This is a genomic window from candidate division WOR-3 bacterium, assembly GCA_016867815.1.
Classification (GTDB): Bacteria; Hydrothermota; Tepidihabitantia; order Tepidihabitantales; family Tepidihabitantaceae; genus UBA2258.
The window spans coordinates 1-26,817 of the sequence record VGIR01000045.1 but is presented as its reverse complement, the minus strand read 5'-3'; the positions used below and the strand labels follow the sequence as shown (position 1 = coordinate 26,817).

Sequence of the window (26,817 nt, the reverse complement as noted above, 5' to 3'; positions counted from 1 at the left end):
GAAGCGCTGGCGCCCTGGCGAGATGCGCTGGCGCTGGTGTGTAGCTGGGCTGCTACATGCCGAGCAGCACTTCCGGTGCGTAGATGGCTACCGGCACATCCCCGCATTGCTGAGTGCACTGGAACGGTCCGCGTCACCGAAAGAAATTGACGCAACAGAGAGAGTTGCCTAAAGTGATGTGGGAGCCGCTAGGAATTTCAACTAACCGAGGGACATGCTCCACTCGCGGCGAAGCCGCGTGCCCTTGACTCGCTGCCGTGTTGACATAGACTGGAGTAGATGAACACCGAATCCAACTGGCGTGGTGAGATTGTCAGCACGCCTGACGTTCTGCGCGGGAAGCCCCGAATCAAAGGAACGAGGATTCCCGTGAGTCTGGTGCTCGGCTACCTCGCGGCGGGCAGGGCTGTCGAGGACATCCGGCGCGAGTTTCCCGACCTCACGCCCGAACAGATTGCCGCCTGCCTTCGCTACGCGCGCGACTTGGCCGAGTTCGAAGTCGCCGCAGTATGAGTGATAGTCCGCGTCATCGGATGATTCCGCGAATCTACGTTGACACGTCAGTCGTCGCCGGCTGCCTCGACCCCGAGTTCCGGGAACACTCTGAGCGGATGCGTCGGGCGTTCGCTGCCGGGCAACTTCGGGCGGTGATTTCTGACATCACCATCGCCGAACTGAATCTCGCTCCGGCTTCGGTGCGCCGCCTTCTCGCGCAACCCGGCTTCGCCGAAGCCCAGCGGGTTGAACTCGACGCGGAGGCTGACGCACTGGCCGAGGAGTACATCCGCGCCGCTGCAGTGTCGGAGTCATCCCGTGCTGATGCCGAGCACATCGCTGTTGCCACGGTTCAACGCGTGGATATACTGGTGAGTTGGAACTTCCGGCACATCGTTCGGCTGAGTCGAATACGGGCGTTCAACGCCGTTAACCTGAGGCTCGGTTACCCGGCGCTCGAAATCCGTTCGCCTCTGGAAGTGGACTATGAATAGAAACGAGACGATTGAAGCGGTACATCTGATGCGGGCGCTTCGCGACAAGCTGAGCGCGGCGATGAAGGGTATGACCGCCGAGGAACGGCTCGACTACATCCGCCGCGCCGCGGGCGGAAAACGCGCTGCTCGTCCCAAGACGAGCCGAGTTCGCACGCGACGTCAACCGGTTCGCGTCTGATTCCGCTCTGTTGCCCGGATGAGGTCCGGCGGCTTGTCGCCGAGCACTCCTCCCGCTGACATAACGCCGTTCACCCTCTCGCTCTCCCGCAACTGGCAACTCGCGGCTCTGCCGCGCTGCTGGGCTGTCGATACGTTCGACTCTCCGCGTCAGTTCCGCGCCCTGGTCTTTGGCGTCTGAATTCTGAACTGTCTGGTCCCGCCTTTCATCCGCCACTCGATCCGCCGCCCGCATAGTCTGCGCTTGAGCTTGTCTGGATTCCGCAGCTTGGAGCTTGCGGCTTGCGGCTTGCGGCCCGCTTGAGCTTGGGCTTGAGCCTGTGTGCCATTTATCAGACACGGATGTTGCGGAAATCAGACACTGCTGACGTCGGCCTGAATAGGTCCTGTCTCTAAAGTCCTTCGTCTCGAGCAGTTACGCCGACGCCAACCCGGCACTCGGGTCGGAACGCAAGTTGCCTACTCTTGGCCGATGATGCACGCCAACCCCAGAACCGAGATTGACGGCCACGAAAGCACGAAATCGGAATGAAACGGCATGGTGGCATTCGGCTCCCATCTGCCTGCGCGTTGCACGCAGACAGGTTCGTTTCGTGTCTTTCTCACTTTCGTGGCTCCAATGTCGGATTCAGGGGAACAGACCCCGGCACAAGTCGCAGGTCCGTGCTTCATCCGGCTGCACCGAGCCGATGGCAGAACGGCAACGTTTCCCGGTGCGGGCAAGCCAAGAACCTAGACAAAGCACCGAAGGAGGATAGATGGAGCGAATTCGTATCTCTCGCGCCACCAGCAGTCGCCTGCAGGTCGGCATGATGGTACTGGCGACAGCAATGCTGTTGGTATTGTCCTGCGACAAGGACACTACCGGCACCATACAGGTGAACTCGACGCCAACAGGGGCAGCCATCAGCCTTGACGGCGTGTCAACCGGCTGCGCGACCAACTACTCGCTGGCCAACGTCGCTGCTGGCGCGCACACGGTCACGTTGAAGCTGAGCGGCTATGAAGACTTTGTACAAGGCGTCACCGTTGTCGCTGGTCAGACGTCCACAATTACGGCCACTCTAACACAAACTCACGACTACCCTAGCAGCCTTGTGGAGACTGTCCCCGTCGGAGACGGCCCTTTTGGCGTGGCTGTTCTGCCAAGTGGCCAGTACGTCTACATCGCCAACACCTATTCAGACAACGTCTCCGTGATTCGAACCTCGGACAACACGGTCGCGGCTACTGTTCCGGTCGGTGATGGGCCTGCATGCTTGGCCGCTCTGCCCAACGGCAATTCCGTCTACGTGGCAAACGGCAGCTCTGGCAATATATCGGTGATTCGAACATCAGACAACACGGTCGTAGCCACGGTACCGGCCGGAAGCTACCCGTACAGCGTTGCCGCTTCGGCTGCAAGTGACTATGTGTACGTCACCAACATCTACTCCGAGAGCGTGTCGGTGATTCGAACGTCGGACAACACGGTCGTGGCCTCCGTCCCGGTCGGAAGTTACCCCTACGGCGTGACGTCTCTACCCAATGGCGACTACGTCTACGTAGCCAACCACCTTTCCGATAACGTCTCGGTGATTCGAACGTCGGACAACACGGTAGTCGCGACCATCGCGGTCGGACAGAGACCTACTTGCGTAACGGCCCTGCCCAATGGCAGCTATGTTTACGTCACGAACGCGTCCTCCGACAATGTGTCGGTGATTCGAACGTCGGACAACACTGTCGTATCCACGGTCTCGGTCGGCGACGAACCTTGGTTCGCGTCCTCCTTGCCCTCTAGTGGCTATGTCTACGTCACAAACTCCCTCTCAGACAACGTCTCCGTGATTCGTACCTCGGACATCACTGTGGTGGCTACCATCTCGGTCGGGGACCAGCCTATCAACGTAGCCGCATCACCCGACGGTAGTCGGGTCTACATCACCAACGAGCTTTCCGACAACGTCTCCATACTGGGATACTAACACAGATGGTAAGACGAGTGGACCCATCGCCTGATCCGTGGCGGGCGTGTCCACGGCGCCAGGGAACGATGGTGAAGTTTGGGTAGCCACACCCGATGACGGGGGCGAGACCCGGCGGTGCCGGTCTCGCCCCTTTCTAGTATCTTGTGACTGAGTCAGTATTGACAGGTCGGGCTAGCAGGCTACGATTCGCTGACATGTGGCGCGCGGTTGTCCTGCTCTCACTTCCGTTTCTGCTCGCGTGTACCCGCCGACTTCCATCAGTTGAAATCAACACGCTATGGAGGAGCAACCTCTCGTACTTCGCCCCGGTTGACCTTGATGGCGATTCGACTGACGAACTCCTTGTCGCGGGTAGCGACCACGTCGTGAACCGTTTTGACCAGGATCTGCGTTCAGTCGGCAGTACGCAATACCTAGAGAAAGGGACGCTCCAGCCAGTCGGCAATCTCATCGGCGGGACGGACTCCGAGCACCTGTGGCTGACATTCAAGCGACACGACTCACTGTATCTGCAGGCCTTGTCCGGCCATAGCTCGGTCATAGCCGTGGGCAAGGACAGCCTTCCCCCGGGTGGTTGGGACGGCTATGCCGGAGCGGTCGTTGTTGCCGACATCGAGAACGACACAAAGCTGGAAGCCGTCGTGTCAGTGGTCAGCGCGATGGATGCACGTCCAAGGGGCATCTTCGTACTCGATTGGCTGACAGGTAGCCTCAAGTGGAAGTACGAAACCGGCCCCGCGGCTATAGACCCGGTTGTGCGAGACGTGGACCGGGACGGCAAGTCTGAGATTCTGTTCGGCTCAGGTGCCCTCCGCAACGGCAACATCGCCAACGGCACCACCGACGACAGCAGCTACGTGTTCCTGCTTGCGGCTGATGGGGGAGAGGTGTGGCGGACTCGGATCGGCCACTACTCGTCCACGGTCTTCGCGGCCTGGCTTGACGATAGACCCGAAGGTACGCCCCAGGTCTTGGCATGGGAAAAGGGGAACGTGGTTGAGGAGCGGTCCTCCGACAGCCTGTTCGTGCTGGACGGCATGACCGGTGTCGTTCGCAGGCGCGCGGGATTCGGCGTGTTCACGAACTGCGCGGCGCTTGCCGTCGACAGAAAAGGCAAAATGAGAGCCGTGGTCGCGGGTTCGGACAACATGCTGCGGCTACTAGATGCGAGCCTACGTGTGGTGCGCAGGGCCCGCACAGCCACAGGAGTACGGCACGTCCTCGCCGGGAGTTTCTCGTGTCCACGCGCGTCCGAGTTCATGGTAGTGACCGACGATGGCTATCTGAGGGTGATGGACCAGGGCATGAACCCGCTGGGCGAGATTCGTCTTGGCGCCGGGGGGCTCTTCTTTGATGTGACTCCGGTACGCTACCATGGCAGAGATCGATTGCTCATGCATGAAGCAGACGGCGACAAGTCGAATTGGAGCCTGCTCGATGTCGTGCCGCTCCCGGTCACAGGGCTCAGCATCCCACTCGTGCAAGCTGTGTCGGCGGTTGCCGGCTTGACTTTCGCCTTTGCCATGATACTGCTCGGATTTCGCTATCGCCAAACCCGAGACATGCGTCTGGTCGTGCTGGGCCTGACGGGACAAGCCGGCGTGGTAGAGATCGGCAAGCGCGGGCAGGTGCGGCACACGAATCAGAAGGCACGGGAGCTGCTTGGAGGCGAAGCTCTGCCAGCCGGACCGCTGGTGCAGGCGGCGCAGGCAGCGCTTGCGGAGCCCCCGGGAGCGACGCCAAAGGAACTACCTGTCGCACTGAGAGGCGGTATGACCGTGCTCGCACGGGCGGCGCGGGTGCGTTCGGGCGTGATGCTCACCTTGGAGGACATCTCTGCCGTTGAGTATCTGCAGCGGGTGAAGGCATGGGCGCCGGTGGCGCAGAAGCTGGCGCATGGCATCAAGAACCCATTGGGCACGATAATGGGAGCGGTGGAGCAGATTGAGATTGCCGTCGACAGGGGCCGACCGAAGGCAGAAGGCAGAAGTCAGAAGACAGAAGGCAGAAGTGCAGAAGGAGGGGGCGGGGAGGAAGTCAAGATCCAAAGGCCAGAAGCCAAGAGCCAAGATGAGGAACAGAGGGCGGACGAGAAGGTGAAGAAGTATGTTGGGTACGTGAAGGATGAGGTGACGAGGCTGAAGAAGATGACGGATGCCTTCATGCGGTTCACGAAGCTCAACCCGCCTGCGCTGGAGCCGAGGAACATGAACGAGTTGGTGCGGAAGGTCGTGGCCAAGTATGAGGGCGCGATGGCGAAGGGAATCTCGCTGGAACTGAACCTCGATGACAATCTGCCGCCCGTGGCGCTGGATGAGGAGGGAATGGCGAACGTTCTGGACATCGTGATAGAGAACGCGATAGAGGCGATGAGCACGGGCCGGGGATCAACCACCAAGGCACCAAGACACCAAGGGAGTTTAGTTCGGGCATCGGATTCGGAACTAACCACAAAGACACAAAGACACGAAGCCCCGGAGAGAGCATCCACAGATTGCACAGATTCCAGAGATGGCTCGGCCAGAACCCCGGGACCCGTGAACCCCGGGACCCCGCAGCGTGTGTTGAGGATTCGGACGGCGGTCTGGAGTCCTGCCACCAAGACACCAAGGCACGAAGGCTCAGACACAACACCCACAGATTACGCAGATTACACAGATAGCCAGACCAGAACCCCTGGACCCTTGGACCCCAGAGCCCACGTGTCGATTGAGGTCGAGGATACGGGTCCGGGAGTCCCGGAGAAGTACCTGGACAAGGTGTTTGAGCCGTACTTCACGCATGGGAAGGTGGATGGGACCGGACTAGGGCTTGCGCTGGCGAAAAAGATAGTTGAGGACCATAAGGGGAGGATGGAGATCACCAGCAAGGAAGGGGAGGGGACGACAGTGAGTATTGTGCTACCGACAGCGGGAAATGGTGAATAGTGAATGGTGAAGAGCGAAAACAGGACCAGACGAAGTCAGAAGCGAGAAGCTAGAGGCTAGAAGCTAGATTGCGGAACAGAAATCAGAAGGCAAAAGCCAAAGGCCAAAAGCCAAAGCGGCGGAGCGGATGCGGAAAGTGAAGATGTAAGATGTCAGAAGTAAGATGTGAGATGTTCCCGACAGGACGCGCTGTCAGACAGGCCGCAGAGGCCAAGTCAGAGGCTAGAAGCTAGAAGTCAGAACGGCGGATGCGGATTTCACCACCAAGACACAAAGACACCAAGAGGCTCGGGATGTGGAGCACTTGCGGACGATTCGGACCGGTTCTGCAATCTGCGTTCATCGGCGTGCATCGGCGGCTGCACTGCTCGGCTCCGGCAATCTGCGGAATCTGTGGATAGTTCTTCTCCGGGAGGTGTGCGGTGACTGAACGTGTGCTTGTTGTAGATGACGAAGCGCGGCATAGGGACATAATGGCCGATATCTTGTCCGAGGCAGGGATGGAAGTGCTGCAGGCGGGCGAGGGCGAGGAGGCGATACGGCTGGCAGGTGAGAACGAGCTGAATCTGGTGTTGCTCGACCTGAAGCTGCCCGACATGGATGGAACCCAGGTGCTTGAGGCGATCCTCAAGAGAAAGCCGTCGCTGCCCGTCGTGATGATCTCCGGTCAGGGTTCGATACAGGATGCAGTCAAGGCGACCAAGCTGGGCGCGTATGACTTCCTGGAGAAGCCGGCCGAGCGGGAGAAGATACTCCTGGCTGCGCGGAACGCATTAGAGCGGGACCGAATGCGGCGGGAACTGGCCGGGTTGCGTGAGGAGTCGCTCCGCCGCTACCAGATGGTCGGGTCGAGCCCGGCGATGCTTGCGACATTCCAGAAGATAGATGAGATTGCGCCAACTCGCGCGCCGGTGCTCGTTACCGGTGAGAGTGGCGGAGGCAAGGAACTGGTCGCACGGGCAATCCATGCGAAGAGCGGCCGGGCTGCACACGCCTTCGTGAAGCTCAACTGCGCGGCCATCCCTGAGACGCTCATCGAGAGCGAGTTGTTCGGCTATGAGAAGGGCGCGTTCACCGGAGCTTTGACCCAGAAGAAGGGCAAGCTAGAGACGGCCGATGGGGGCACGCTGCTGCTGGACGAGGTCGGGGACCTGTCGCTTTCCAGTCAGGCTAAGCTGCTGCGATTCCTGCAGGAGAGCGAGTTCGAGCGTCTGGGCGCGACGACCACGATGCGCGTGGACGTGAGAGTCATCTCAGCCACAAACAAGAACCTGCGGCAGGAGATAGAGGAGAAGCGGTTCCGCGAGGACCTCTACTTCCGTCTGAACGTGATTCACATTCACGTGCCACCGCTGCGAGAGCGGAAAGACGACATCCCGTCGCTGGCCGACCATTTCCTCGGACAGCAATGCGAGGAGAACGGCGTGCCCAAGAAGCAGCTCACGCCCGAGGCGGTCGAGTTCCTGAAGAGCGCGGACTGGGCGCACAACAATGCCCGCGAGCTGGAGAACCTGATGAAGCGGGCCGCGATTCTCGTGAAGGCTCAGGACATCACGCCGCGCGACCTGGTGCCGCTGATGGAGCCGGCGTCGTATCGGCCTGGGACACGTTCCGAGTTTGCCGGCTTGGGACACGATCCCAATCGAGGACGATTGGGTCATGTCCCCGCCGGGGCAGGTCCCGTGTCCCTGCGCGAGGCGCGGGACGAGTTTGAGCGGGAGTTCATCAGGGCGTCACTTGCCCGGAACGACTGGGACAAGACCAAGACCGCGGAACAGCTCGGCATCGAGCGGACCCACCTGCACCGCAAGCTGAAAGACCTGGGCATCTCCGAGTGACCTGCTAGTGACTGCGAGCGCCTCCGGCCATACAGCGGAGAGGCTGCAATTGAGCCGGCAAGCGAGCCGAAAGGAGTCAGGATGAACGGACTGTGCTACTGGGAGATACCATCGAGAAACGTGGCCAGGTCGGCCGCGTTCTACGCGAAGCTGTTCCGGTGGAAGATGACGCCTTCGGGCAAGGACTACATGATGTTCGAGGCGAAGAGCGGGCTGGGCGGAGGCATCCAGAAGACGCAGCAGGCGCCCGGGCAAGGAGTCATGGTGTACGTCGAGGTCAAGGACATCCCGGCCACGCTGGCCCGTGTCGTGAGGCTGGGCGGCAAGGTGCTGAAAACCAAGACCGAGATCGGCAACGACTGGGGATTCTGGGCCGCGTTCAAGGACCCTGGCGGCTGCTCGAGTATCTGTCTCTGGTCGCGTCACTAGGCCGACGGCGGGCGACGAAAAGAAAGGTGGCAGCCGAGTCTCGGGCCCGCAGCGCCATCAGTATGAACTCCCACAGGACACCAAGCAGGTAGAGCGGCACAAAGAAGCCGAAGTAGTGGGACTGGTAGTAGCTGAGGGCTTCCTGTTCTACAACAAAACCGTGCTCTGTGAGCAGCCGGCGGAATGCCGAGGAGTAGCAGCGGTCGTACCAGGTGTGGAAGCGATGAGTGCCGGCCGTATCGGGATGGAGGTCGTGGACGAGGCGCTGTTTGAGCCGGTCGGGCAGGAGGCGGCTTGCGACCGCGAACGGGGCGTTGCGGCCGGGGAAGAGATGGATGAACCAGCCGCCGGGTTTGAGGACGCGGCGGGCTTCATCCATGAAGCGGCTGGTGTCGGGCAGGTGTTCGAGCACGTGCTTGGACGTGACGATTGCCGCCTCTCCGTCTGCGAAGGGAAGGTGCGTCGTGATGTCGGCCACTCGCCATTCGTCGGCCTCGATGTTGCGACGCAGGTCCTCGTCGGTAGCGTCAACCGCGATGATGCGCAGGCCCTCTGGCTTGTACTCCGCGTAGGGGCAGAGTCGTCCGCCGCCGGCATCGACGATGATTGACCCGGCCGGCAAGTCCTGCATCTTTTCGCCCACGGTGCGTTCGTAGAGCAGGGAGATGTCGAGCCGGCGCTGGGGCAGGCGGCGCTCAATGGCCGCGCAGATGCGGCGGTTCGCGCGGACGAAACTCCGGAGCACGCGGACATCTTACTGCCCGACAGTCCAGAATCCAGAAACCAGAACGGATAGGACAAGCCAGAATTCAGAGTCCAGAGGTCAGAATGCAGAATCAGGGACAAGGAGCGGAAGTCGAACCACGGATGGACACGGATGAGCGCGGATGCGGAGAGGACTGAATCGCCACGAAAGCAAGAAGAACACAAAACGGACGGACTGGATAGTCCAGAGTTCAGAAACCAGAATGCAGAATAGCTGACTCTGAGAGGAAGGGGAACCACGGATGAATGCCGATGAACACAGATACGGGCAGCGGATGGGCCTCAATTCCCGACTGGAATTCTGGATTCTTGTCTCTGGTTTCTGGATTCTGGATTGTACGGGTTCGGAAGGCACGGTTTGACGATGGCTGTTTCAGGCGTAGAATTAGACGGTGAAAGAGAAGCTGCCCGAAATCGGCAAGATCTCCCAGCAGGTGTTCGAGGAACTGATCTACCCGCGGCTGGGCGCGAAGAACCCGAACATCCTCGTCGGCCCGATGCACGGCGTGGACACCGGTATTATCCGCGTCGGGAACCGGGCTCTGGCGCTCACGACCGATCCGGTCTTTATCGTCCCGGAGTACGGTTGGAGGCGGGCCGCATGGTTCGCTATTCACATTCTGCTTTCCGACGTCGTTACCAGCGGGCTTGCGCCCCGCTACCTGACCATCGATTTCAACCTGCCGATGCAGATCACCGAGGAGCAGCTGGAAATCGTCTGGAAGACAATCCACAGCGAGTGCAGGCGCTACGGCGTCGCGGTTGTCACCGGCCATACGGCACGGTACGGCAACTGCGGATACCCGATGGTCGGCGGAGCCACTGTCATCGCCGAGGGCGGGCTGGGCGACTATGTCGCGCCGAGATTCGCGCGCCCCGGTGACTCCATAATCGTTACCAAGGGCCCGGCGATTGAAGCAGCGGGTATCTTTGCCGCTATGTTCCCGCAACGGCTGGAAGAGAAGTTCGGGGCTGCATTTGCCCGCAAGGCGGAGAAGATCTTCTGGAAGATGTCGGTGGTCGAGGACGCGCTCGCCGCGGTGAGCGTGGGCGTGCGCGACAAGGGAGTGACCGCCATGCACGACGCGACCGAGTGCGGGCTCTGGGGCGGGCTGTACGAGATGGCCCAGGCCGGCGGGTTCGGGGTGCGGGTCGTCAAAGAGGCAATTCCGATGTTGCCGTGCGTGGAAGAGATCTGCGACCTGTACGGTATCGACCCGTACAAGTCGATCAGCGAAGGCACGCTCATCGTTATGTGCCGGCCGAAGAAGACAGATGGTGTGCTGGCTGCACTGCGACGCAGGCATGTTCCCTGTGCGGCAATCGGCGAGGTCACACGCCGGGGGATGGTGCTGGTTGAGCGCGGGCGGGAGACGAAGCTGGTGCATCCGGTGGTGGACCCGTTCTGGAACGCGTACTTCGGAGCCATCAAGACGAAGCGATGAACGATGAATGCTGAACGCGGATTGGCGGAAGCGGTAGCGATGCTTGAGAGCTGTCGGGAGTTCAGCGCTCTGGTGCCGGAGGTGCGGGTCAATGTCGTCTACGCACCGGAAGGAGTCAACGACCCGAGCAAGGTCCTGGGTATTGACGGCCGCATAACCGTGGTTGCCGGAATGCCCAGAGCATCCGGTCCGATCCGCGCCGGTGTCTCCGACCATATGGCAAGGCTTGTGATTGAAACCAGCCGGCACGACCCGTCGATTCGCGCCGGTCTCAACTTCCGCTGGAACCAGGCGATATCTCAACACGTGCAGGGCTACTGCACCACCAGAGGGCTGGCGTTCGGCAGTATCGACCGGGCGGTCGAGCCCAGGGAGTTGATTGGGCGGGACAAGGGTTCCATTCCCTGGAAAGTGAAGCATTTGGTCGCGACCTGCGGCAGGGTGCCGCCGGTCTTCTACGAGTCGCGCGGCTGGGGCAAGGAGCCGCTCTTCTTCCTCGTCGGGCCTGACCCGGCAGGGGTCGCAGTTCGGGCAATCGAAATCGCGAAGGGACTGGCAGTATGAGCAAAGTTGGTCCTCGGAAACTGGCAGCAGTCTGCTATGACCACATCGGCGGCGCGCTCGGCGAGAGCCTCTACGACGCTCTGGTGCGCAAGGCCTGGATCAGTGCCGACAGCGGTGAGCTGCGCGTGACGCCCAAGGGGCGACGCGAGATGGCCGCGCTCGGAGTACCCGTGGACGAACTCGACGCAGGCGGACGCAAGCAGGTCAATGCCTGCGTGGAGCGCCACGCCGGCATGTTCTACGCACATATCGGCTCTCATCTGGGTTCGCTTCTGGCCGCGGCCCTGGTCGAGCAGGGCTGGCTGGAAAGGTCGGGCCGCGAGTTCCATATCACACCGCCAGGCCGGCGCGGGCTCCGCAAGCTCGGCGTGAAGCTGTCGAGCTAGCGCCGGTTCACTGCCGGTTTACGTCCGTCGCCGCGCGGTTCAATTCCCCGGGTTTCTACCAGCAGCATCACTGTTTTCCGGGTGGCTCTCGGTCGGTGCGGGACCCGCTTCGGAATCACCACGCCCTGACCAGGGCCGAGTTTGATGGCTCGGTCCTCAAGGTCGATGGTCAACCGGCCCGCAAGCACGAAGAAGAATTCGTCATCCCGGTCGTGCTTGTGCCAGTGGAATATGCCCTTCACTATGCCCACCCGAACCACGCTGTCGTTCACTCGAACCAGGGTCTGGTTGAACCACTTTTCCCGGCATCCGGCAACAATCGCCGGGACATCCACTACTTCCGTGTGGCCGTACTTGATTTCCGTGTTGATGCTGTACCGGGTCGCCTTCGGCTTGCCAGGCACAGGTCGAGGCTCAGGGCGCTTCACCGGCCTGTCTCTCACGGCAGCACGGTCACTCTGCGAGCCCTCGCGCCCTCGGCCCTGACAAAGTAGACGCCGGGCGCCAGTCGGCTCACGTCATTGGCATATGGCTTCAGGTCGAGGACTTTGCGGCCGTCAACAGCGTGCAGGGATGCGGGGAGAGAGAGCAGGGAGGGTTGAACGAACAGGATGCCGCGGATGATTGCAGGCAGGACGCTCTTCGTTCCGACTTCGCCGCTGCGCATTTCTTCGATTCCTGGGCCGAGGAACTCGATCAGCTGCAGCCCGGACCAGTAGTCCGCCACGTACGCACGGCTCCCGTCAAACTCCACGTCAAAGGCATACCCCGGTGTGTCGTAGTACCCTACTTCCCGCGGGTTCCGCGGGTCCGAGATGTCGACAACGCGCAGCCCCGGACCTCCGTCCGCCACGTACGCATATCCCCCGGCAACCGCCAGGCTCCGGGTGGAACCCGGCGTATCGAAGTGCCCGACTTCCTGCGGGTCTTGCGGATTCGAGATGTCGACAACGCGCAGCCCTGACCAGTAGTCCGCCACATACGCGTAGTCCCCGACGACGGCTACACCACTCGCTTGGTCTGGAGTGTCGTAATGCCCGACTTCCTGCGGGTTCTGCGGATTCGAGATGTCGATCACCCGCAGCCCGGATTCGCGGGCCACCACGTAGGCATAGCTCCCGGCAACCGCCAGACCGATGGCAGAACCCGGCGTATCGTAGTGCCCGACTTCCTGCGGGTTCTGCGGGTCGGAAACGTCGATGACGCGGAGCCCGGAAACGAAGTCCGTCACAAAGGCGAGACTATCCATAACCTCTACCGCCTCGGCGACGTCAGGAGTGGCACAGTGCCCGACTTCCTGCGGGTTCTGCGGGTCGGAGACGTCGACTATGCGCAGTCCGGAATCATAGTCCGCCACGTAGACGAAGCTCCCGTCAACCGTCAAGCCACGAGTACTTCCCGGCAGGCTGCAGTTCCCGACCTGCTCCGGGTTCTGTGGGTTCGAGATGTCGATTGCCCATAGCAGTGAAGGTTCGCAGGTGACGTAGGCATAGTTCCCGGCGACTGCCACGCCGCTGGCATAGCCGGGCGCGTCGTAGTGTCCGACTTCGGTTGGACTTGAGGGTATGGAAACACCGACTACCCGCAGCCCTCTGCCGCCGTACGCAACGTAGGCGCTGCTTCCGGCTGCCGCCACGTAGTTGGCGTAGGCCGGAATGTTGTAGCGGCCAACTTCCTGGGGGTTCTGCGGGTTCGAGATATCAACCACCCTCAGTCCTGAGTCACGATCGGCGATGTACGCATGGCCATTCACCGTAACCGCGCGGGCGTGGCCCGGTGTATTGTACTGCCCGACTTCGTGCGGGACTTGCGGGTCCGAAACGTCTATCACTCGCAGTCCTGAGCTGTCGTCCGCGACGTAGGCGTGGTTCCCGGCGACCGCAACGCCCGAGGCGAGGCCAGGGGTTTCACAGTGGCCGACCTCCAGCGGGTCCTGCGGGTCAGAGATGTCTATAACCCGCAGTCCGGAGTCCCGGGCCGCTACGTACGCGTAGCCACCGGCTACGGTCAGGCCAAGGGCAGAGCCCGCCGTCTGGCAGTGGCCGACTTCCAGCGGGTCCTGCGGGTCTGAGACATCGATGACGCGCAGCCCGGAATCGTAGGCCGCCACATAGGCGTGGTTTCCCGCGACCGCCACGCCGTTGGCCGAACCGGGCGTAGCGAGGCGGCCCAGCAGCGCAGGACTGGCCGCCGCCGACACATCCCAGATCTCCAGCCCTGCCGGGTTGGCGGCGATGAAGAGCCGGTCGCCTTGAAGGCAGAAGCTGTAGGCCAGACCGGTGGTGTGGATCGCCTCGGAGAGTTTGACCGGGTTGGTCGAGTCACTGACATCCAGAACATACACTCCCCCGCCCGAGCCCAGGAACACGAGATCCCGGGCCGAGTCCAAAGCCAGCGAGTATGACGGCCCGAACGGCCAGTTGCCTACCAGCTTGCAGTTCGCGGAGTCATTGTGCAGTTCATCGGGTTGCGACGAAGCGGCCCGAGGCTCGAAGTTTTCCAATCGGAACGGACGCCCCGGGTTTTCCGGCAGTTGGGCGCGGGCCGAGACGGCACTCAAGATCAGCAGGACGGCAATTCTCATCAGGTTCCTTTCAATGAGTGTAAGTGTCAGCCTGTATCGTCGCTTGTCAAGAACTGTCGGCTACGCTTGACCCATCAACGTCAAGCAGGATAATCAGACCGAGTTGAGCCAGAGCAGTCTGTCGTCGCGTCCGGACCCAGTAGGAGCCGAAAGGAGGTGCGCGTGAAGTATCTCTGCCGTATCGTCGTCCTGTCAGTAGTTCTTGCCTGCCTTGCCGGCTGCAGGAAGTCGTGGCCGTTTCTTGAGAACCGGTACTCCAAAATCCCCGCTGACGCCGTGAAAGGATCTCCCGCCACCGACTTGTTCCCGCCCATACTTGTCTCGCCCGATTTCGAGGCGCCGGTGCCGATGCCCGGCCCGGTGAACTCGGCCGGGGCCGAGGATTCCCCTTTCATAACGTCTGATGGCCAGGAGTTCTATTTCTTCTTCACTCCCGACGTGCGGGTGCCGGTCGAGAAGCAGCTGATTGACAGCGTAACCGGGATCTGGGCCTGCCGGCTCGTCGGCGGGAACTGGACCGAGCCGGAGCGCGTAGTCCTGAGCGATGACGTCTCGCTCGACGGTTGCCAGCAAGTCATTGGTGATACGCTATGGTTCGCATCGACCCGCAGCAGAAACATGCTCGGCGACATCGACGTCTTCTACGCGGTGCGCAGGAACGGCGAGTGGGCCGACTGGCGCAACGCGGGCAAGCAGCTGAACGTGGACTACAATATCGGCGAGTTCCACCTTACCAGTGACCATCAGACTCTCTACTTCGGCAGCCCCGAGGGGACCAGCGACTACGACATCTGGAGGATGCAGCGCAACGCGACCGGCTGGGACGCGCCGGTGAAACTCGGGCCGAACGTCAACACGGCCAAGAACGAGGGCTGGCCATATCTGTCATCGGACATGACTGAGCTCTACTTCACCGGGTGGAACGACAGCTTTGCCGGGCCGTGCATTTACCTTTCCCGGCTCGACAGCCTCGGGCAATGGGGTCCGCGTGAGGTGATAGTCCAGCAGTTCGCCGGCGAACCGACGCTGGACGATGCAGGCAACCTCTATTTCGTGCACCACTACTACACCGGCGGGCAGAACAACCGGATGCTCGAGGCGGACATATACGTCTGCAGACGGAAATGAACAATTCCCAATTGCCAATGACCAACAAGAAAGGAGTTTGTGACATGAACTGCAGAACAATCATGGCGGTGACCATCAGCAAGAGAATCGCGGAGGCGGTGAAGGTGCAGCAGATGTTGACCAAGCACGGCTGCATCATCAAGCTGCGGGTCGGGCTGCACGAGGCCGGCGACGTCTGCGCTGACGACGGCCTGGTGCTGCTTCACCTGTGCGGCACGAAGAAGGAAATCGCCGCCCTGAAGTCCGACTTGAACAAGATCAAGGGCGTCAAAGCCAAGATGATGACCGTGTAGGGAGTACGTTAACCCAGCCCCGAAACTGGATCAACCACGAAGGTACGAAGAGGATATGACGCTCAATGGCTCCTGTTCGAATGGCGCCTTTGTGTCCTGGTGGGCAAATCCGGCTTCCCGGATGAGGAGGCATCATGGACGTGATTGACGCCATCAGTACTAGGCGAGCGTACCGGTCGCTCGCACCGGTTTCCATCACCGAGGAGTTGGTAGGAGACCTTGCCCGCTGTGCCCAGCTCGCGCCAACCTGCAACAACAACCAGCCGGCGCGGTTCGTGTTTGTGTGGGAACCGGAGATGCTCGAGAAGATGAAGCCGGTCTTTAACAAGGGCAACGCTTGGTGTCACGCCGATTCGATGGTCGTGGCGGTCTGCTGCGAGAAGGAGTCGGACTGCCTCATCCACGACCGCGAGTACTACCTCTTCGACACGGGAATGCAGACCGCCTTCCTCATCCTGCGGGCGACCGAACTCGGGCTGGTGGCGCACCCGATTGCCGGGTACAGCCCGAAGGCGGTACGGGAAGTCCTCGGGATTCCGAACTCGATGCAGGTTATCACACTCATCAACGTGGGCAAACATGCCGACACCATCAGCCCGGTGCTCAGCGAGAAACAGGTGTACGACGAAACTCACCGGCCGGAACGGCTGCCGCTTGAGCAGGTAGCGTTTTTCAACCGGTATGAGAGGGAATCGGGAGTCGAGAGTCGGGAGTAGGGAGGAAGAGACATGATAGGTTTGCGGAAGCTGCACCTGGTAATCGGGTTCACACTGGTGCCGTTCCTGCTGGTGACTGCCGTCACCGGGGTCGTCTACCTGTTGATGCCGCGCTATTATCAGGTACTACGCTGGCACGGCTGGTTCAAGTGGGGCGGGTTGGTTCTGGCCGCTGGTATCGTCTTCCTCGCCGTGTCGGGTGGCATCCTGTACCTGAGCATGCGCATCCAGCAGTGGAAGCGGAAGGCAAAGGCGAAGGCGGCGCTCGCTTCCAAGTCGCCGACTGCCTGAGTTTGACCCCGCCCTGTAGGCGCGTAGACTGGAGTTCGTTTCCGAACGAACCTGATGCGCGAAACCGGCAAAGTAGTCAGCAGTAAGAACGACCGGGCCGAGGTCGAGGTCGCGGCCAGGGGCGAGTGCCAGCACTGCACGGCGCATGGTATCTGCAACTGGACCGGCACGAGCACGCGCAAGGTGCTGGTTATGAACAAGGTCGGGGCTGGAGTCGGCGACATGGTTGAGCTGGAGATGACCGAAGGGACCGGCGCGAAGACGAACCTGCTGGTGTTCGGTATACCGGTGTTGTTCATGTTTGCCGGGGTGCTGATCGGCGGGTTGGTGTTGCGCAAGGACATGTGGTCGGGAATACTGTCCGGAGTCGGGTTGGCACTCGGGTTCGGAATCGTGAAGGCCATCGACGTGTCCGTCAACCGAACGGGCAACAGGCTGCCGGTGATCGTGGGAATGGCAGAAGTCAGAGGGCAGAAGGCGGAATGCAGAAGTCAGAAAAAAGGAGAATCGAATGAGAGCGTTGATGGCGGTGTTGCTGGCAGCGGTCCTGGTGATGGCGTACGGTAGCGGCGGCCCGGCCGCGACGGCGGGCGCACCGGAGATGAAGAACCTGGAGCACGGCACGATGTCGTACTGGCGAGATGTGAAGTTCACGCCCGATACCACCGACCCGACCGGCAAGCGGGGCAGGTGGGCCGGCTGGTTCCACCAGGACGTCGTGGATGCGTCCAAGCTGAAGGATGGCGTCATCCGCGGCAAGATCGACGGCCAGTGGCTGGACCTGAAGGTCGTCAGCCTGCCGGACGACTTCTGCAAGTGGAACTTTGAGAAGCGGCAGGAGCAGCTCCGTTTCATTGCGAAAATGATGGCAATGCCGGAGGGCGCGATGGGCGGGATGATGAAGCCGGAGGTTTCCGGGCCGCACAACGCGATGGTCGCGAGCCACGGTATGAAGCGGAAGGACTCGGACTTCGACATCAACAATGCGGTCAAAGGCACCGGCTGGCTGCCCACGCAGGAGAAGCTGCCGGAGATGCTCGCGCTGCTGAAGTCGACCTGGGATGACTCGATGCAGAAGAAGCTCGCCCTGCTCGAGAGCCTCTACACCAAGGCAACTGACGTCTATGACCGGACCAAGCAGGCTTCACTCGAGCTCTATTCCCAGCCGAACTTCGAGACGCACTCGTTCCTCAACCAGATGGTCGACCCGGGCGTGGCGGTCGTGTATCTCGACCTGCCCAAGTCGTATGAACTTCGCTGCGTGGCCCAGATGCTCCATCCCGATGACCCGGGGCTGAGCGAATACGAGAAGCAGGTCGTGGAGTACATCAATCTCGTGCACGACTACTTCCACGGCCAGTCGCCGCGCAAGTCCATCGGCGTCATCTACCACGTCGTTCAGGTGTTCGACAACTCGCCGGGCAGGATGCGCGGCCAGCGGGTCGTGCCCGCGCTGCCCTAACCCGAATTCCTCTTGCAGACGGGCCGGGTTGACATCTCCCGGCCCGTCACTATCTTAGAGTGATGCCCGAGAACACGCAGTTAGCTGTCGCCGCACCGGCACTGCCCGTACCCGACGATGTGCTGGTGCGGCGGGTCCAGGCCGGTAACACCGAGGCGTTCGAAGAGTTGGTGCGTCGCTACGAGCGCAAGGTCTACAACATTACCTACCGCCTGATGGGCAATGAACAGGATGCCAGCGAGGCACTGCAGGACGCGTTCATGCGCGCGTACCGGTTCATCGGCAAGTTTCAGTTCAAGTCATCCTTCTTTACCTGGCTGTACCGAATTGCCACCAACGTGAGTCTAAGCAAGCTGCGCAAGCGGGAGAAGGTCGACACCGTGTCTATCGACCAGCCGGTAAACGAGGCGGGCGATCTGCCGTTCGAGATACCGGACGTGAAGTACGGCCCGGAGAAGTTGATGGAGCAGCGCGAATTGCGCGCCGCCCTTCAGAAGGCGGTCGACGAGCTCCCGGAGGACTATCGCTCGGTCGTGGTCCTGCGCGACCTCGAGGGTTTGAGCAACGAGGAAGTGAGCAAGGTCCTGAAGTTGTCGGTGGCGGCGGTGAAGTCGCGGCTGCACCGCGGCCGGTTGGTGTTGAGAGAGAAGCTGGCGAGCTACCTGTAATGGAGTTTTGATGAAGAAGCAGAAGAACAGGACCGGCGAGTGCCACGATTGCGATGAGGCGGAGGAGCTGATTGCCCGGTACGTGGGTGGCGAAGAGGATGAGGAGCTGGCGCGCAAGCTGCTGTTGCACGCGCAGACGTGCACCGAATGCGCTACGTTGCTCCGCAGTCTGAAACGGCTGGTCCACTACTGTAGCCTTGAGCCGACCTGCGAAATGCCGGTGACTGTGCGCCGGGAGCTCTGGGTATCTATCCGGCGGGAAATCAGCAGCGACTGAGCCGCGGTACGCGTCCTGACACCCGGCCTACCCGGAGCAGCCAGCCCTCGACAACCGTCGGTGTGTCGATTCAGCCCGGGCCGGTCCGCGTTCTCGTGGCCATGTCCGGCGGCGTGGATTCGTCGGTCACCGCAGCACTGCTGAAGGAACAGGGATATGATGTGGTCGGGGTCACGATGCGTCTCTTCGACAACGAGCGGGAAGGCGAGGGCGGGCGGGGATGCTGCGGGTTCGGCGGGGCGAGGGACGCGGCAAGGGTGGCGGCGAAGCTCGGGTTTCCTCACTACACCTGGGACTTCCGCAGGGAGTTCGGAACTTCGGTCATCGAGGATTTCTGCTCAGAGTATGGTCGTGGACGCACTCCGAATCCCTGCCTGAGGTGCAACGAAGTACTGAAGTTCACCGAGCTCTTGGGCCGGGCGGCGCAGTTGGGCGCGGAGCTGATTGCCACCGGTCACTATGCCCGCATTTTAAGGGCCGGAACGATGAACGACGGACGATGGCAGCTCAGGAAAGGAATCGACGAACGGAAGGACCAGTCATATTTCCTCTACACCATGACCCAGGAGCAACTCGGAAAGGTCCTCATGCCGGTCGGCGGATACACCAAGGCCGAGGTAAGAGAGATGGCGCGCAAGCTTGACCTGCCCGTGGCGGAGAAGCCGGAGAGCCAGGACATCTGCTTTGTTCCGGACAACGACTATGAGGCCTTTCTCGGAAGACGGCGCCCCGAGCTGTTCCGCCCGGGGCCGGTGCTGGACCTGTCCGGCAACGAACTGGGACGGCACGAGGGAATCGCGGGCTTCACAGTCGGACAGCGCAAAGGTCTTGGGTTGGCCTTCGGCGAACGGCGCTACGTGGTCAGGCTCGACCAGGAGAGGAATGCAGTCGTTCTTGGTGATGAGAGTGATGTCCGGACGCAAGGTGTTGAGGCTCGTGATGCGCGCTGGGTGTCGGGCTCGAATCCGACGGAGCCTTTTCGCGCCCACGCCAGCGTCCGCTACCAGAGCAAGGGTGGCGATGCGCTGGTTGAGCCGCTCGGAGGTGGACATGTGCGCGTCACATTCGACGAGCCGCAGTGGGCGCCGACGCCGGGCCAGGCGGTCGTGTTCTGGCAGGGCGAGTGCGTGGTAGGCGGCGCGACCATCGGGCCGGAATGAGGCGGACGGCGTCAAGGTATATGAGCAATGACCAATTGCCAATTCCCAATGCCCAATCAATGACTGACACAAGTAGCGAGGCCGGTCATTTCCGCAATTGGGGTTTGACTAGGAATTCGTCATTAGTGATTAGGAATTCTGCAAGGACCAAGGAGGCTTCATGTCCATAGTACTACTGCTGGTAACGGCTCTATCCGTTACTTCGCGCGTCGACTCGGTCGTCATCTACCCGCACCAGGTGCTAGTCGTGAGAACGGCGAGCGTGACCGTGTCCGGTTCGGGCGAGCTTGCGTTTCCCGGATTTCCCGGGGCGCTCGACGATAACAGCGTCCGCATCAAGGCGCCGGGCATCCGCGTCGGCGAGGTACAGGTGCGGCGCGGGTATCAGGCCGAACCGACGTCCGAGGTGAAACGGCTGCAGGCAAGGATGCAGGAGCTCGAGGACCAGGCCAGAGGGCTCGACGACGAGGCCGCGGTGCTCAAGGCCAAAGAGGAGTTTCTCAACTCGGTGAAGCTCGGCGCGCCGGAGATCATCTCAAAGGAGCTGCAGCAGGGCAAAGTCGCGATTGAGTCGTGGCGGGGCGCGCTAGCATTTGTCGGCGATGAACTGGCGAAGGTCAAGGCGCGGCAGGTGAAGCTTGTCCGCGAGAAAACGGAGATGCAGAAACAGCTCGAAGCGGCGCGGCAGGAGTACAACGACGCCAAGGCGGCGGTCGAGAACCGGAAGGAAGTCAGGTTTAACTACGCGGCCGACGCCGGCTCCTATGATCTGCGCATTTCCTATGTCATTGCCAACGCCGCCAGCTGGAGTCCCTACTACGAGTTGCGGGCGAATCCCGGGCAGAGCAAGGTCGACGTCTCCTACTTCGCGAAGCTCACGCAGCGGAGCGGCGAGGACTGGGAGGACGTGAAGGTCGTCCTCTCCACGACCACGCCGGTGCTGGGTGTGACGCCGCCACAGCCGTATCCCTGGTACCTGTCGCTGCTTGAGCAGGTAGTCGAGGTGTCCTCGCGAAAGATGATGCCGGCGCCGGGCGCGGCAAAGGCATTGGAGGATTTCGACGGTGGCGCCATGGCGGCACCGCCCGAGGAGATTCAGCCGGTCGAGACCGGCATCTCGCTCCAGTACGCGATTCCCGGCCGAGTCAGCCTGAAGTCGGGCGAGCAGGCGAAGAAGCTCGGATTGAAGCAGATTGCTCTGCCGGCTGAGTTCGAGTACTCCACGCTACCGCGCTCCGGACAGCAGGCGTACCTGACTGGCAACCTGGCCAATACCAGCGACTTCGTGTTCCTGGCCGGGGACGGCAATACCTACGTCGGCGACGAGTACACCGGCTCGACCTGGCTGCCGAACGTCGCTCCGCAGGAGTCGACGCTCCTGAGCTTTGGCATTGACGAGCGGGTCAAAGTCAAGAGGGAGTTGGTGAAGAGCTTCAAGTCGAAGGGTGGGCTTCTCTCCAAGACCGAGAAGCAGAGCTTCGTCTATCGGACCACGGTCGAGAACTACATCTCGAAGCCAGCGGTCATCAAGGTTGTGGAGCAGTTTCCAGTTTCCCGGCAGGGCGAGATCAAGGTGTCGGTAACCAAGGTCGAGCCGAAGTTCCTTGAAGAGGATAAGAACCAGGGAACCTACACTTGGAAGCCGACGATCGAGACCAGAGGCAAGTTCACCATCGACTTCGAGTTCACGGTCGAGTACCCGGCCGGCCGCCAGGTGCAGGGCCTGTTCTAGAGCCGAGACAAAATAACGGGGCAGGCTTGCCGCCTGCCCCGTTTCGTCTATGCTTAGCGGGTGAGCAGAGTCGAGGTCATCGGCGCCGGGCTGGCCGGGTGCGAGGCGGCCATACAGTGCGCTAGAAGGGGCGTGCCGGTGCGACTGCTTGAGATGCGGCCGGCGAAGATGACCGAGGCACACGAGACCGGCGACGTGGCCGAGCTTGTCTGCTCCAACTCGCTCAAGTCAAACGAGCCGGAGAATGCGCACGGACTGCTCAAGGAGGAGCTTCGCGTACTTGGTTCGGCATTGCTGGAGTGTGCGGAGCGGGCGGGGGTTCCCGGCGGCAAGGCACTGGTGGTTGACCGCCGCAAGTTCTCGGCCGAGGTGCAGTCCGAGCTGTCACGCCTCGGGGTCGACATCGAGCGTTCTGAAGTCAATTCGTTGCCGCCGATGACAGCCTGGTATCGCGCTAGATCTGTAGTGTCCGACCCGCACCAGCCGACAGTGGATCTGGCCGAAAATCGGGGACAGCCCCACGGAGGCTCGCGTCGGGCGCTCGAGGGTACAGACCCCATTTTCGGTCCTGTGGGCGCGGGTATCACCGTCATAGCGACCGGCCCTCTGACTTCAACCTCGATGGCCGGTGCGCTGCAGGCTCTGCTGGGAACGGAACATCTCTTCTTCTACGACGCCATCGCGCCCATTGTCAGTGCCGAGTCGCTGGACATGTCTCGCGTCTTCGAAGGCTCGCGCTACGACACAGGCTCGGATTATCTCAATTGCCCGATGACACAGGAGGAGTACGACCGGTTCGTGACGGCGCTGCTGGAGGCCGAACTGTACCCGCTGCACGAGTTCGAGAAGCCCAGATTCTTCGAAGGTTGTCTGCCGGTGGAGGAGATTGCGCGGCGGGGGCGGCTTGCGCTTGCGTTCGGGCCGATGAAGCCGGTCGGGCTGGTTGACCCGCGCACCGGCAGACGGCCGTTCGCAGTGGTCCAGCTCCGCCGCGAGAACGTCGAAGGGACGATGCACAATCTCGTCGGGTTCCAGACCCGGCTGAAGCAGGGCGAACAAGAGCGCATATTCAAGATGATTCCGGGGCTGGAGGGAGCAACGTTCCTCGGGTTCGGGAGCATCCACCGGAACACGTATCTCGACTCGCCGAAGGTGCTGCTGCCGACGCTGCAGACGAGGGCGAGTCCGGACCTGCTGGTTGCCGGGCAATTGGCTGGTGTTGAAGGCTACGTTGAATCAATGGGTGCTGGACTGATCGCCGGCATCAACGCGGCGCGGCTGGCCATGGGAGACGAGCCGGTCGAGGTGCCGCGCGACATGATGCTCGGAAGCCTGCTGGCATACATCTCGGCACAGCGCGGCCTGGAAAACCCGGGACAGTCCCCGGCCGCGAGCACGCGTCCGCAATCCGCTACAGTTCCGGTTTTCCAGCCGATGAATGCCAACTTCGGCCTGTTGCCACGGCTGGAAAACCCGGGACAGTCCCCGGCCGCGAAGACGCGTCCGCAATCCGGCACAGTCCCGGTTTTCCGCCTGCGGGGACGCGACAAGCGGAGCGCGATGGCCGGGCGAGCGCTTGAAGCAGCACGCGGGTTTGCCTTGACAGCAAAACAGAAGCGGGCATGATTGCCGGTCACAATTGAAAGGAACACTGCCGTGAACGATATCAAGTCAATGCCTGAGAAAGCCACCGAGATGCTCGACTGGTCGTGGTCGCAGTTCGAGCCGTTCCACGCCGAGCTGGCCGGACGCACGCTTTCGGCTGCGAACGTCGAGGCCTTCCTCGATGACTGGACCCGGCTCAGCGACCGGGTGGACGAGGTCGGCACGCGTCTGAACGTTGCGAAGGACGTGAACACCGCGGACAAAGAGGCGGAACAGCGCTTCAACCGCTACCTCGAGGAGATCTACCCGAAGGCGGCCGAGGCGGAGCAGAAGTTGAAGGCAAAGCTGTTGGAGAGCGGCCTCAGGCCAAGGGGCTTCGAGCGACCGCTGCTGCGAGTCCAGGCCGATGCCGCCATCTTCCGCGAGGCGAACCTGCCGTTGCAGGTCGAGGTCGAGAAGCTCTGTACGGAATACTCGAAGATCATCGGCGGTCAGACAGTGGAGTGGGACGGCAAAGAGATCACCGTGACCCAGCTCCGGCCGGCGCTGCAGCAGACTGACCGGGCGCGGCGCGAGAAGGCGTGGCGGCTGACCGCGGAGAGGCAGTTGAAGGACCGGGCCGCCTTGAACGAGCTCTGGCGGAAGCTGCTCAAACTGCGGCTGCAGATGGCTGCGAACGCCGGCTTCAAGGATTACCGCTCCTTCCGCTGGCAGGAGATGCACCGTTTCGACTACACGCCCGAGAACTGCAAGCAGTTCCAACAGGCGATAGAGCAGGCCGTGGTTCCGGCCGCCGCCCGCATCTACGCCCGTCGGGCGAGGAACCTCGGCTTTGCGGCTCTCAAACCATGGGACCTGGAAGTTGACCCACTCGGCCGCGAGCCTCTTTCGCCATTCAAGGGAGTCGAGGAGTTCAAGTCCGGAGTATCCTCCATTCTCAATCAGGTTGACCCGCGGGTCGGCGGCTATTTCCAGACGATGATGCAGGAAGGCACGCTGGACCTCGAGAACCGAAAGAACAAGGCGCCGGGCGGCTACTGCACGTCCTATCCCACCCTCAAACTGCCGTTCATCTTCATGAACGCCGTCGGGCTCCATGGCGACGTGATGACTCTCATCCACGAGAGCGGCCACGCGGCCCACGTGTTCGAGGCGCGTCCGCTGCGCTGGCACCAGCAGCGGCATGCCGGGCTCGAGTTCGCCGAGGTCGCTTCGATGGGCATGGAGCTTCTCGCCGCGCCCTACTTCGCGAAGTCCAGGGGAGGGTTCTATTCGGAAGCTGATGCCGCGCGCGCGCTGAATGAGAATCTGGAGAAGAACGTCCAGTTCTGGCCATACATGGCAGTGGTCGACGGTTTCCAGCAGTGGGTCTACGAGAACCCGCAGGCCGCGATGGAGCCTGCCAACTGCGACAGGCAATGGACATCGCTCTGGAACCGGCTCATGACGGGCGTGGACTGGGGCGGGTTCGAAGAAGTGGTCGCGACCGGGTGGCAGCGGAAGCTACACATATTCCAGATACCGTTCTACTACGTCGAGTACGGACTCGCGCAACTGGGCGCGGTTCAAGTCTGGGCCAACGCGCTGAGGGACGAGGCATCAGCGGTGGCGAACTACCGCAAGGCGCTCGCGCTTGGCGGTACGAAGTCGCTGCCCGAGCTCTACGCCGCGGCCGGCGCGAAGTTCTCATTCGACGCCGGCACACTCGGCACCGTCATCGGGCTGATCGAGCAAAAGCTCGCCACGCCCTGACCGGATTTGATACTCCGGATGAGGGCACTCACGAGCGGCCTGTTGCTGGCCGCCGCCACGGCTGGTTCCTGCCTGGCCTGGACCTCGCCGGTGCTTCGGAACGTCTGCAATTCCGCGGCTGATTCGGGCGGCACGGTCGTGGTCCACGCCGACTGTATAGACTCCATCAGGCCGCCGGTTGAGGATGTTGCGCTGACGGTCTTCTACTCGACTGACAACCAGGAGATCTGGCAACAGGTACCGATGAGCCTGATCGGGCAGCCCGGCTACGAGACTACGTTCCAGTGTGCGTTCCCGGCTCCGGACTCGGGCACAATCTACTACTACGTGCGCGGCGACAATGGGACGAACTTCGGTACGCAGTCGCCGTTCAACTCCGGCGACGCGTGGCCGGTCACCGACAACCTGCTGGCCGAAACCGCACTGGAAGGGACCGGCGACACCATCAACGACCCGGACGGAGAGTGGCTGGACCTGACGAGCTGCGCCATGGGTTACTCGGACGGCAGGTTCTACGCCCGCATGACGAACCACTACAACTCGTGGCCGATCAGGGGAAGCGTAGTCGGGCCATGGTACCTCTACTCGGTCGGGTTCTGGAACTCGGATGCCGCGACCCGGGACACTCTTGGTTACGCTATGGTCCACGTCAACATACTCACTTTCACCGATGGGCTGTTCGAACTCAACCGGTACGAGAGCACCTACACGCGGATCGGCGACATCGACATCCAGACTTCAGGCAACCGGCTCATCATGCGCTGCGACGCATCGGACCTTGCTGCGCGGCCCGGGTTCCAGCCGTGGCCCAACCAGTGCGGCTACCTCTGCGGAGCCAAGGGTGACGCGCGCTCGGCCAATCTGTCGCTGCAGAGCTTGATGCACGACTCGACCAACTCGGGCCGGTTCTACGTCGACCGCACACCTCGTCTCGTCGTAGGGCAGAATCAGTCACCGGTTCTTAGCCTGTCCGGCGTGGATCCCGACACCGGTACAGGTGCGACCGACTTCCGTTTCCACGTCCACTACGTCGACGCCGATACGAACCTGCCGGTGCTCCGCGCCCTGATCGTGGACGCAGACACGTATGACCTGGTGCCCAACGGACACCGCTATGGAGCAGGAGTGACCTACGTCCGGACTCTGGGCGGGTTCGAGGTCGGGCCGCACGAGTTCCGATTCGCCTTCAGCGACGGAGTCAGCTACACAAGCACTGCTCCGGATACTCTCGTGGTCACCGGCGGCGGCGTCGTCGAGTCCCACACCGACCGGGGGCCGGCATTCTCAGTCGAGCCCAATCCGTTCGTGGACCGGGTCCGGTTCCGCTTCCCGCGACTCGTTCGGGCAGTCGAGATCCTCGACGCCGCGGGCCGCCGGGTCCGGACGTTTCGTGCACCGCGCGAGTTCTGGGACGGCAGAGACTCCGACGGACAGCAACTGCCGTCCGGGGTCTACTATCTCCGAGAGCAAGGCGGGCCGCTGCGCCGCCTACTGGTCAAGCTCGGCCGCTAGCTCCCGCGAACTCCTCGGGGCCGGCCCGGGCACATCGTGACCCCCTTTGCGCATTGCTGCTACGATTGATGTTACCTGACGATCAACCAGCGCGTCAAGGTCGAGCGCCGGGAGCAGGAGTATGCGCTGGTCAATCCCTGGCGC

The 26,817-nt window shown here is 61.8% G+C and carries 26 protein-coding genes; 23 read left to right on the top strand and 3 right to left on the bottom strand.

All coding sequences use genetic code 11. The annotated features are described in order from the left end of the window. The first annotated feature begins 279 nt into the window (after positions 1 to 279). From FJY68_08280 to FJY68_08250, 7 genes are all read left to right on the top strand, one after another. Positions 280 to 513, top strand: coding sequence for a DUF433 domain-containing protein (locus FJY68_08280; GenBank protein MBM3331831.1), 234 nt, complete (start codon positions 280 to 282; stop codon positions 511 to 513). Between the two features lie 20 nt (positions 514 to 533). Further along, complete coding sequence (locus tag FJY68_08275; protein MBM3331830.1) at positions 534 to 989, top strand: type II toxin-antitoxin system VapC family toxin; 456 nt, start codon at positions 534 to 536, stop codon at positions 987 to 989. Beyond that, complete coding sequence (locus FJY68_08270) at positions 982 to 1,170, top strand: hypothetical protein (GenBank protein ID MBM3331829.1); 189 nt, start codon at positions 982 to 984, stop codon at positions 1,168 to 1,170. Before FJY68_08275 ends, FJY68_08270 begins: the two co-directional genes overlap by 8 nt. A gap of 757 nt (positions 1,171 to 1,927) precedes the next feature. After that, positions 1,928 to 3,136 (top strand): PEGA domain-containing protein, encoded by a 1,209-nt coding sequence (locus tag FJY68_08265; protein MBM3331828.1) that lies wholly within the window; start codon positions 1,928 to 1,930, stop codon positions 3,134 to 3,136. A gap of 1,121 nt (positions 3,137 to 4,257) precedes the next feature. Continuing rightward, positions 4,258 to 6,066, top strand: coding sequence for a hypothetical protein (locus FJY68_08260; protein MBM3331827.1), 1,809 nt, complete (start codon positions 4,258 to 4,260; stop codon positions 6,064 to 6,066). A 422-nt stretch (positions 6,067 to 6,488) separates the two neighbouring features. Beyond that, positions 6,489 to 7,904: a sigma-54-dependent Fis family transcriptional regulator gene (locus tag FJY68_08255; protein MBM3331826.1), complete on the top strand. Its 1,416-nt coding sequence runs from the start codon at positions 6,489 to 6,491 to the stop codon at positions 7,902 to 7,904. An 81-nt stretch (positions 7,905 to 7,985) separates the two neighbouring features. Beyond that, entirely contained in the window at positions 7,986 to 8,333 is a 348-nt protein-coding gene (locus FJY68_08250) for a VOC family protein (GenBank protein ID MBM3331825.1), read from the top strand. Here the strand turns inward: FJY68_08250 and FJY68_08245 are convergent. Further along, positions 8,284 to 9,078: a class I SAM-dependent methyltransferase gene (locus FJY68_08245; protein MBM3331824.1), complete on the bottom strand. Its 795-nt coding sequence runs from the start codon at positions 9,076 to 9,078 to the stop codon at positions 8,284 to 8,286. The genes FJY68_08250 and FJY68_08245 overlap by 50 nt on opposite strands. Before the next feature lie 412 nt (positions 9,079 to 9,490). On the opposite strand from FJY68_08245, the gene FJY68_08240 reads away from it, so the two are divergent. From FJY68_08240 to FJY68_08230, 3 genes are read left to right on the top strand one after another with little or no spacing between them, the layout of a single operon-like run. Further along, a complete protein-coding gene (locus tag FJY68_08240; GenBank protein ID MBM3331823.1) occupies positions 9,491 to 10,543 on the top strand; it encodes an AIR synthase in 1,053 nt (350 codons plus the stop codon). A 3-nt stretch (positions 10,544 to 10,546) separates the two neighbouring features. Then, the gene (locus FJY68_08235) at positions 10,547 to 11,107 is read left to right on the top strand and encodes a phosphomethylpyrimidine kinase (GenBank protein ID MBM3331822.1); all 561 of its coding nucleotides are present in this window, start codon (positions 10,547 to 10,549) and stop codon (positions 11,105 to 11,107) included. Continuing rightward, the gene (locus tag FJY68_08230; GenBank protein MBM3331821.1) at positions 11,104 to 11,493 is read left to right on the top strand and encodes a ParB/RepB/Spo0J family partition protein; all 390 of its coding nucleotides are present in this window, start codon (positions 11,104 to 11,106) and stop codon (positions 11,491 to 11,493) included. The genes FJY68_08235 and FJY68_08230 overlap by 4 nt, the downstream gene beginning before the upstream one ends. Here the strand turns inward: FJY68_08230 and FJY68_08225 are convergent. Together FJY68_08225 and FJY68_08220 are read right to left on the bottom strand one after the other, a co-directional pair. Further along, on the bottom strand, positions 11,490 to 11,897 hold the full coding sequence (locus FJY68_08225; GenBank protein MBM3331820.1) for a cupin domain-containing protein: 408 nt from the start codon (positions 11,895 to 11,897) through the stop codon (positions 11,490 to 11,492). The two genes, FJY68_08230 and FJY68_08225, sit on opposite strands and share 4 nt — an antisense overlap. 35 nt (positions 11,898 to 11,932) lie before the next feature. Then, positions 11,933 to 14,077, bottom strand: coding sequence for a hypothetical protein (locus FJY68_08220; GenBank protein ID MBM3331819.1), 2,145 nt, complete (start codon positions 14,075 to 14,077; stop codon positions 11,933 to 11,935). 162 nt (positions 14,078 to 14,239) lie between these two features. On the opposite strand from FJY68_08220, the gene FJY68_08215 reads away from it, so the two are divergent. The 13 genes from FJY68_08215 to FJY68_08155 all read left to right on the top strand — a co-directional run bounded on the left by FJY68_08215 (position 14,240) and on the right by FJY68_08155 (position 26,673). Next, a complete protein-coding gene (locus FJY68_08215) occupies positions 14,240 to 15,205 on the top strand; it encodes a hypothetical protein (protein MBM3331818.1) in 966 nt (321 codons plus the stop codon). Between the two features lie 44 nt (positions 15,206 to 15,249). Continuing rightward, a complete protein-coding gene (locus FJY68_08210) occupies positions 15,250 to 15,498 on the top strand; it encodes a hypothetical protein (protein ID MBM3331817.1) in 249 nt (82 codons plus the stop codon). A gap of 134 nt (positions 15,499 to 15,632) precedes the next feature. Beyond that, entirely contained in the window at positions 15,633 to 16,214 is a 582-nt protein-coding gene (locus tag FJY68_08205) for a nitroreductase (GenBank protein MBM3331816.1), read from the top strand. 12 nt (positions 16,215 to 16,226) lie between these two features. Next, positions 16,227 to 16,505 (top strand): hypothetical protein, encoded by a 279-nt coding sequence (locus tag FJY68_08200; GenBank protein MBM3331815.1) that lies wholly within the window; start codon positions 16,227 to 16,229, stop codon positions 16,503 to 16,505. A 54-nt stretch (positions 16,506 to 16,559) separates the two neighbouring features. Further along, positions 16,560 to 17,072, top strand: coding sequence for a SoxR reducing system RseC family protein (locus FJY68_08195; GenBank protein MBM3331814.1), 513 nt, complete (start codon positions 16,560 to 16,562; stop codon positions 17,070 to 17,072). Beyond that, entirely contained in the window at positions 17,017 to 17,967 is a 951-nt protein-coding gene (locus FJY68_08190; GenBank protein ID MBM3331813.1) for a hypothetical protein, read from the top strand. Before FJY68_08195 ends, FJY68_08190 begins: the two co-directional genes overlap by 56 nt. A gap of 62 nt (positions 17,968 to 18,029) precedes the next feature. Then, a complete protein-coding gene (locus FJY68_08185; GenBank protein ID MBM3331812.1) occupies positions 18,030 to 18,635 on the top strand; it encodes a sigma-70 family RNA polymerase sigma factor in 606 nt (201 codons plus the stop codon). Between the two features lie 10 nt (positions 18,636 to 18,645). Next, entirely contained in the window at positions 18,646 to 18,912 is a 267-nt protein-coding gene (locus FJY68_08180; GenBank protein MBM3331811.1) for a zf-HC2 domain-containing protein, read from the top strand. Between the two features lie 68 nt (positions 18,913 to 18,980). Beyond that, complete coding sequence (mnmA, locus tag FJY68_08175) at positions 18,981 to 20,072, top strand: tRNA 2-thiouridine(34) synthase MnmA (GenBank protein MBM3331810.1); 1,092 nt, start codon at positions 18,981 to 18,983, stop codon at positions 20,070 to 20,072. 160 nt (positions 20,073 to 20,232) lie between these two features. Further along, positions 20,233 to 21,804, top strand: a complete 1,572-nt coding sequence (locus tag FJY68_08170; protein ID MBM3331809.1) for a mucoidy inhibitor MuiA family protein — start codon at positions 20,233 to 20,235, stop codon at positions 21,802 to 21,804. Between the two features lie 60 nt (positions 21,805 to 21,864). Continuing rightward, a complete protein-coding gene (locus FJY68_08165) occupies positions 21,865 to 23,430 on the top strand; it encodes a methylenetetrahydrofolate--tRNA-(uracil(54)-C(5))-methyltransferase (FADH(2)-oxidizing) TrmFO (GenBank protein ID MBM3331808.1) in 1,566 nt (521 codons plus the stop codon). A gap of 48 nt (positions 23,431 to 23,478) precedes the next feature. Then, positions 23,479 to 25,161, top strand: coding sequence for a M3 family oligoendopeptidase (locus FJY68_08160; GenBank protein ID MBM3331807.1), 1,683 nt, complete (start codon positions 23,479 to 23,481; stop codon positions 25,159 to 25,161). A gap of 18 nt (positions 25,162 to 25,179) precedes the next feature. Next, entirely contained in the window at positions 25,180 to 26,673 is a 1,494-nt protein-coding gene (locus tag FJY68_08155; GenBank protein ID MBM3331806.1) for a hypothetical protein, read from the top strand. The last annotated feature ends 144 nt before the right edge of the window (positions 26,674 to 26,817 follow it).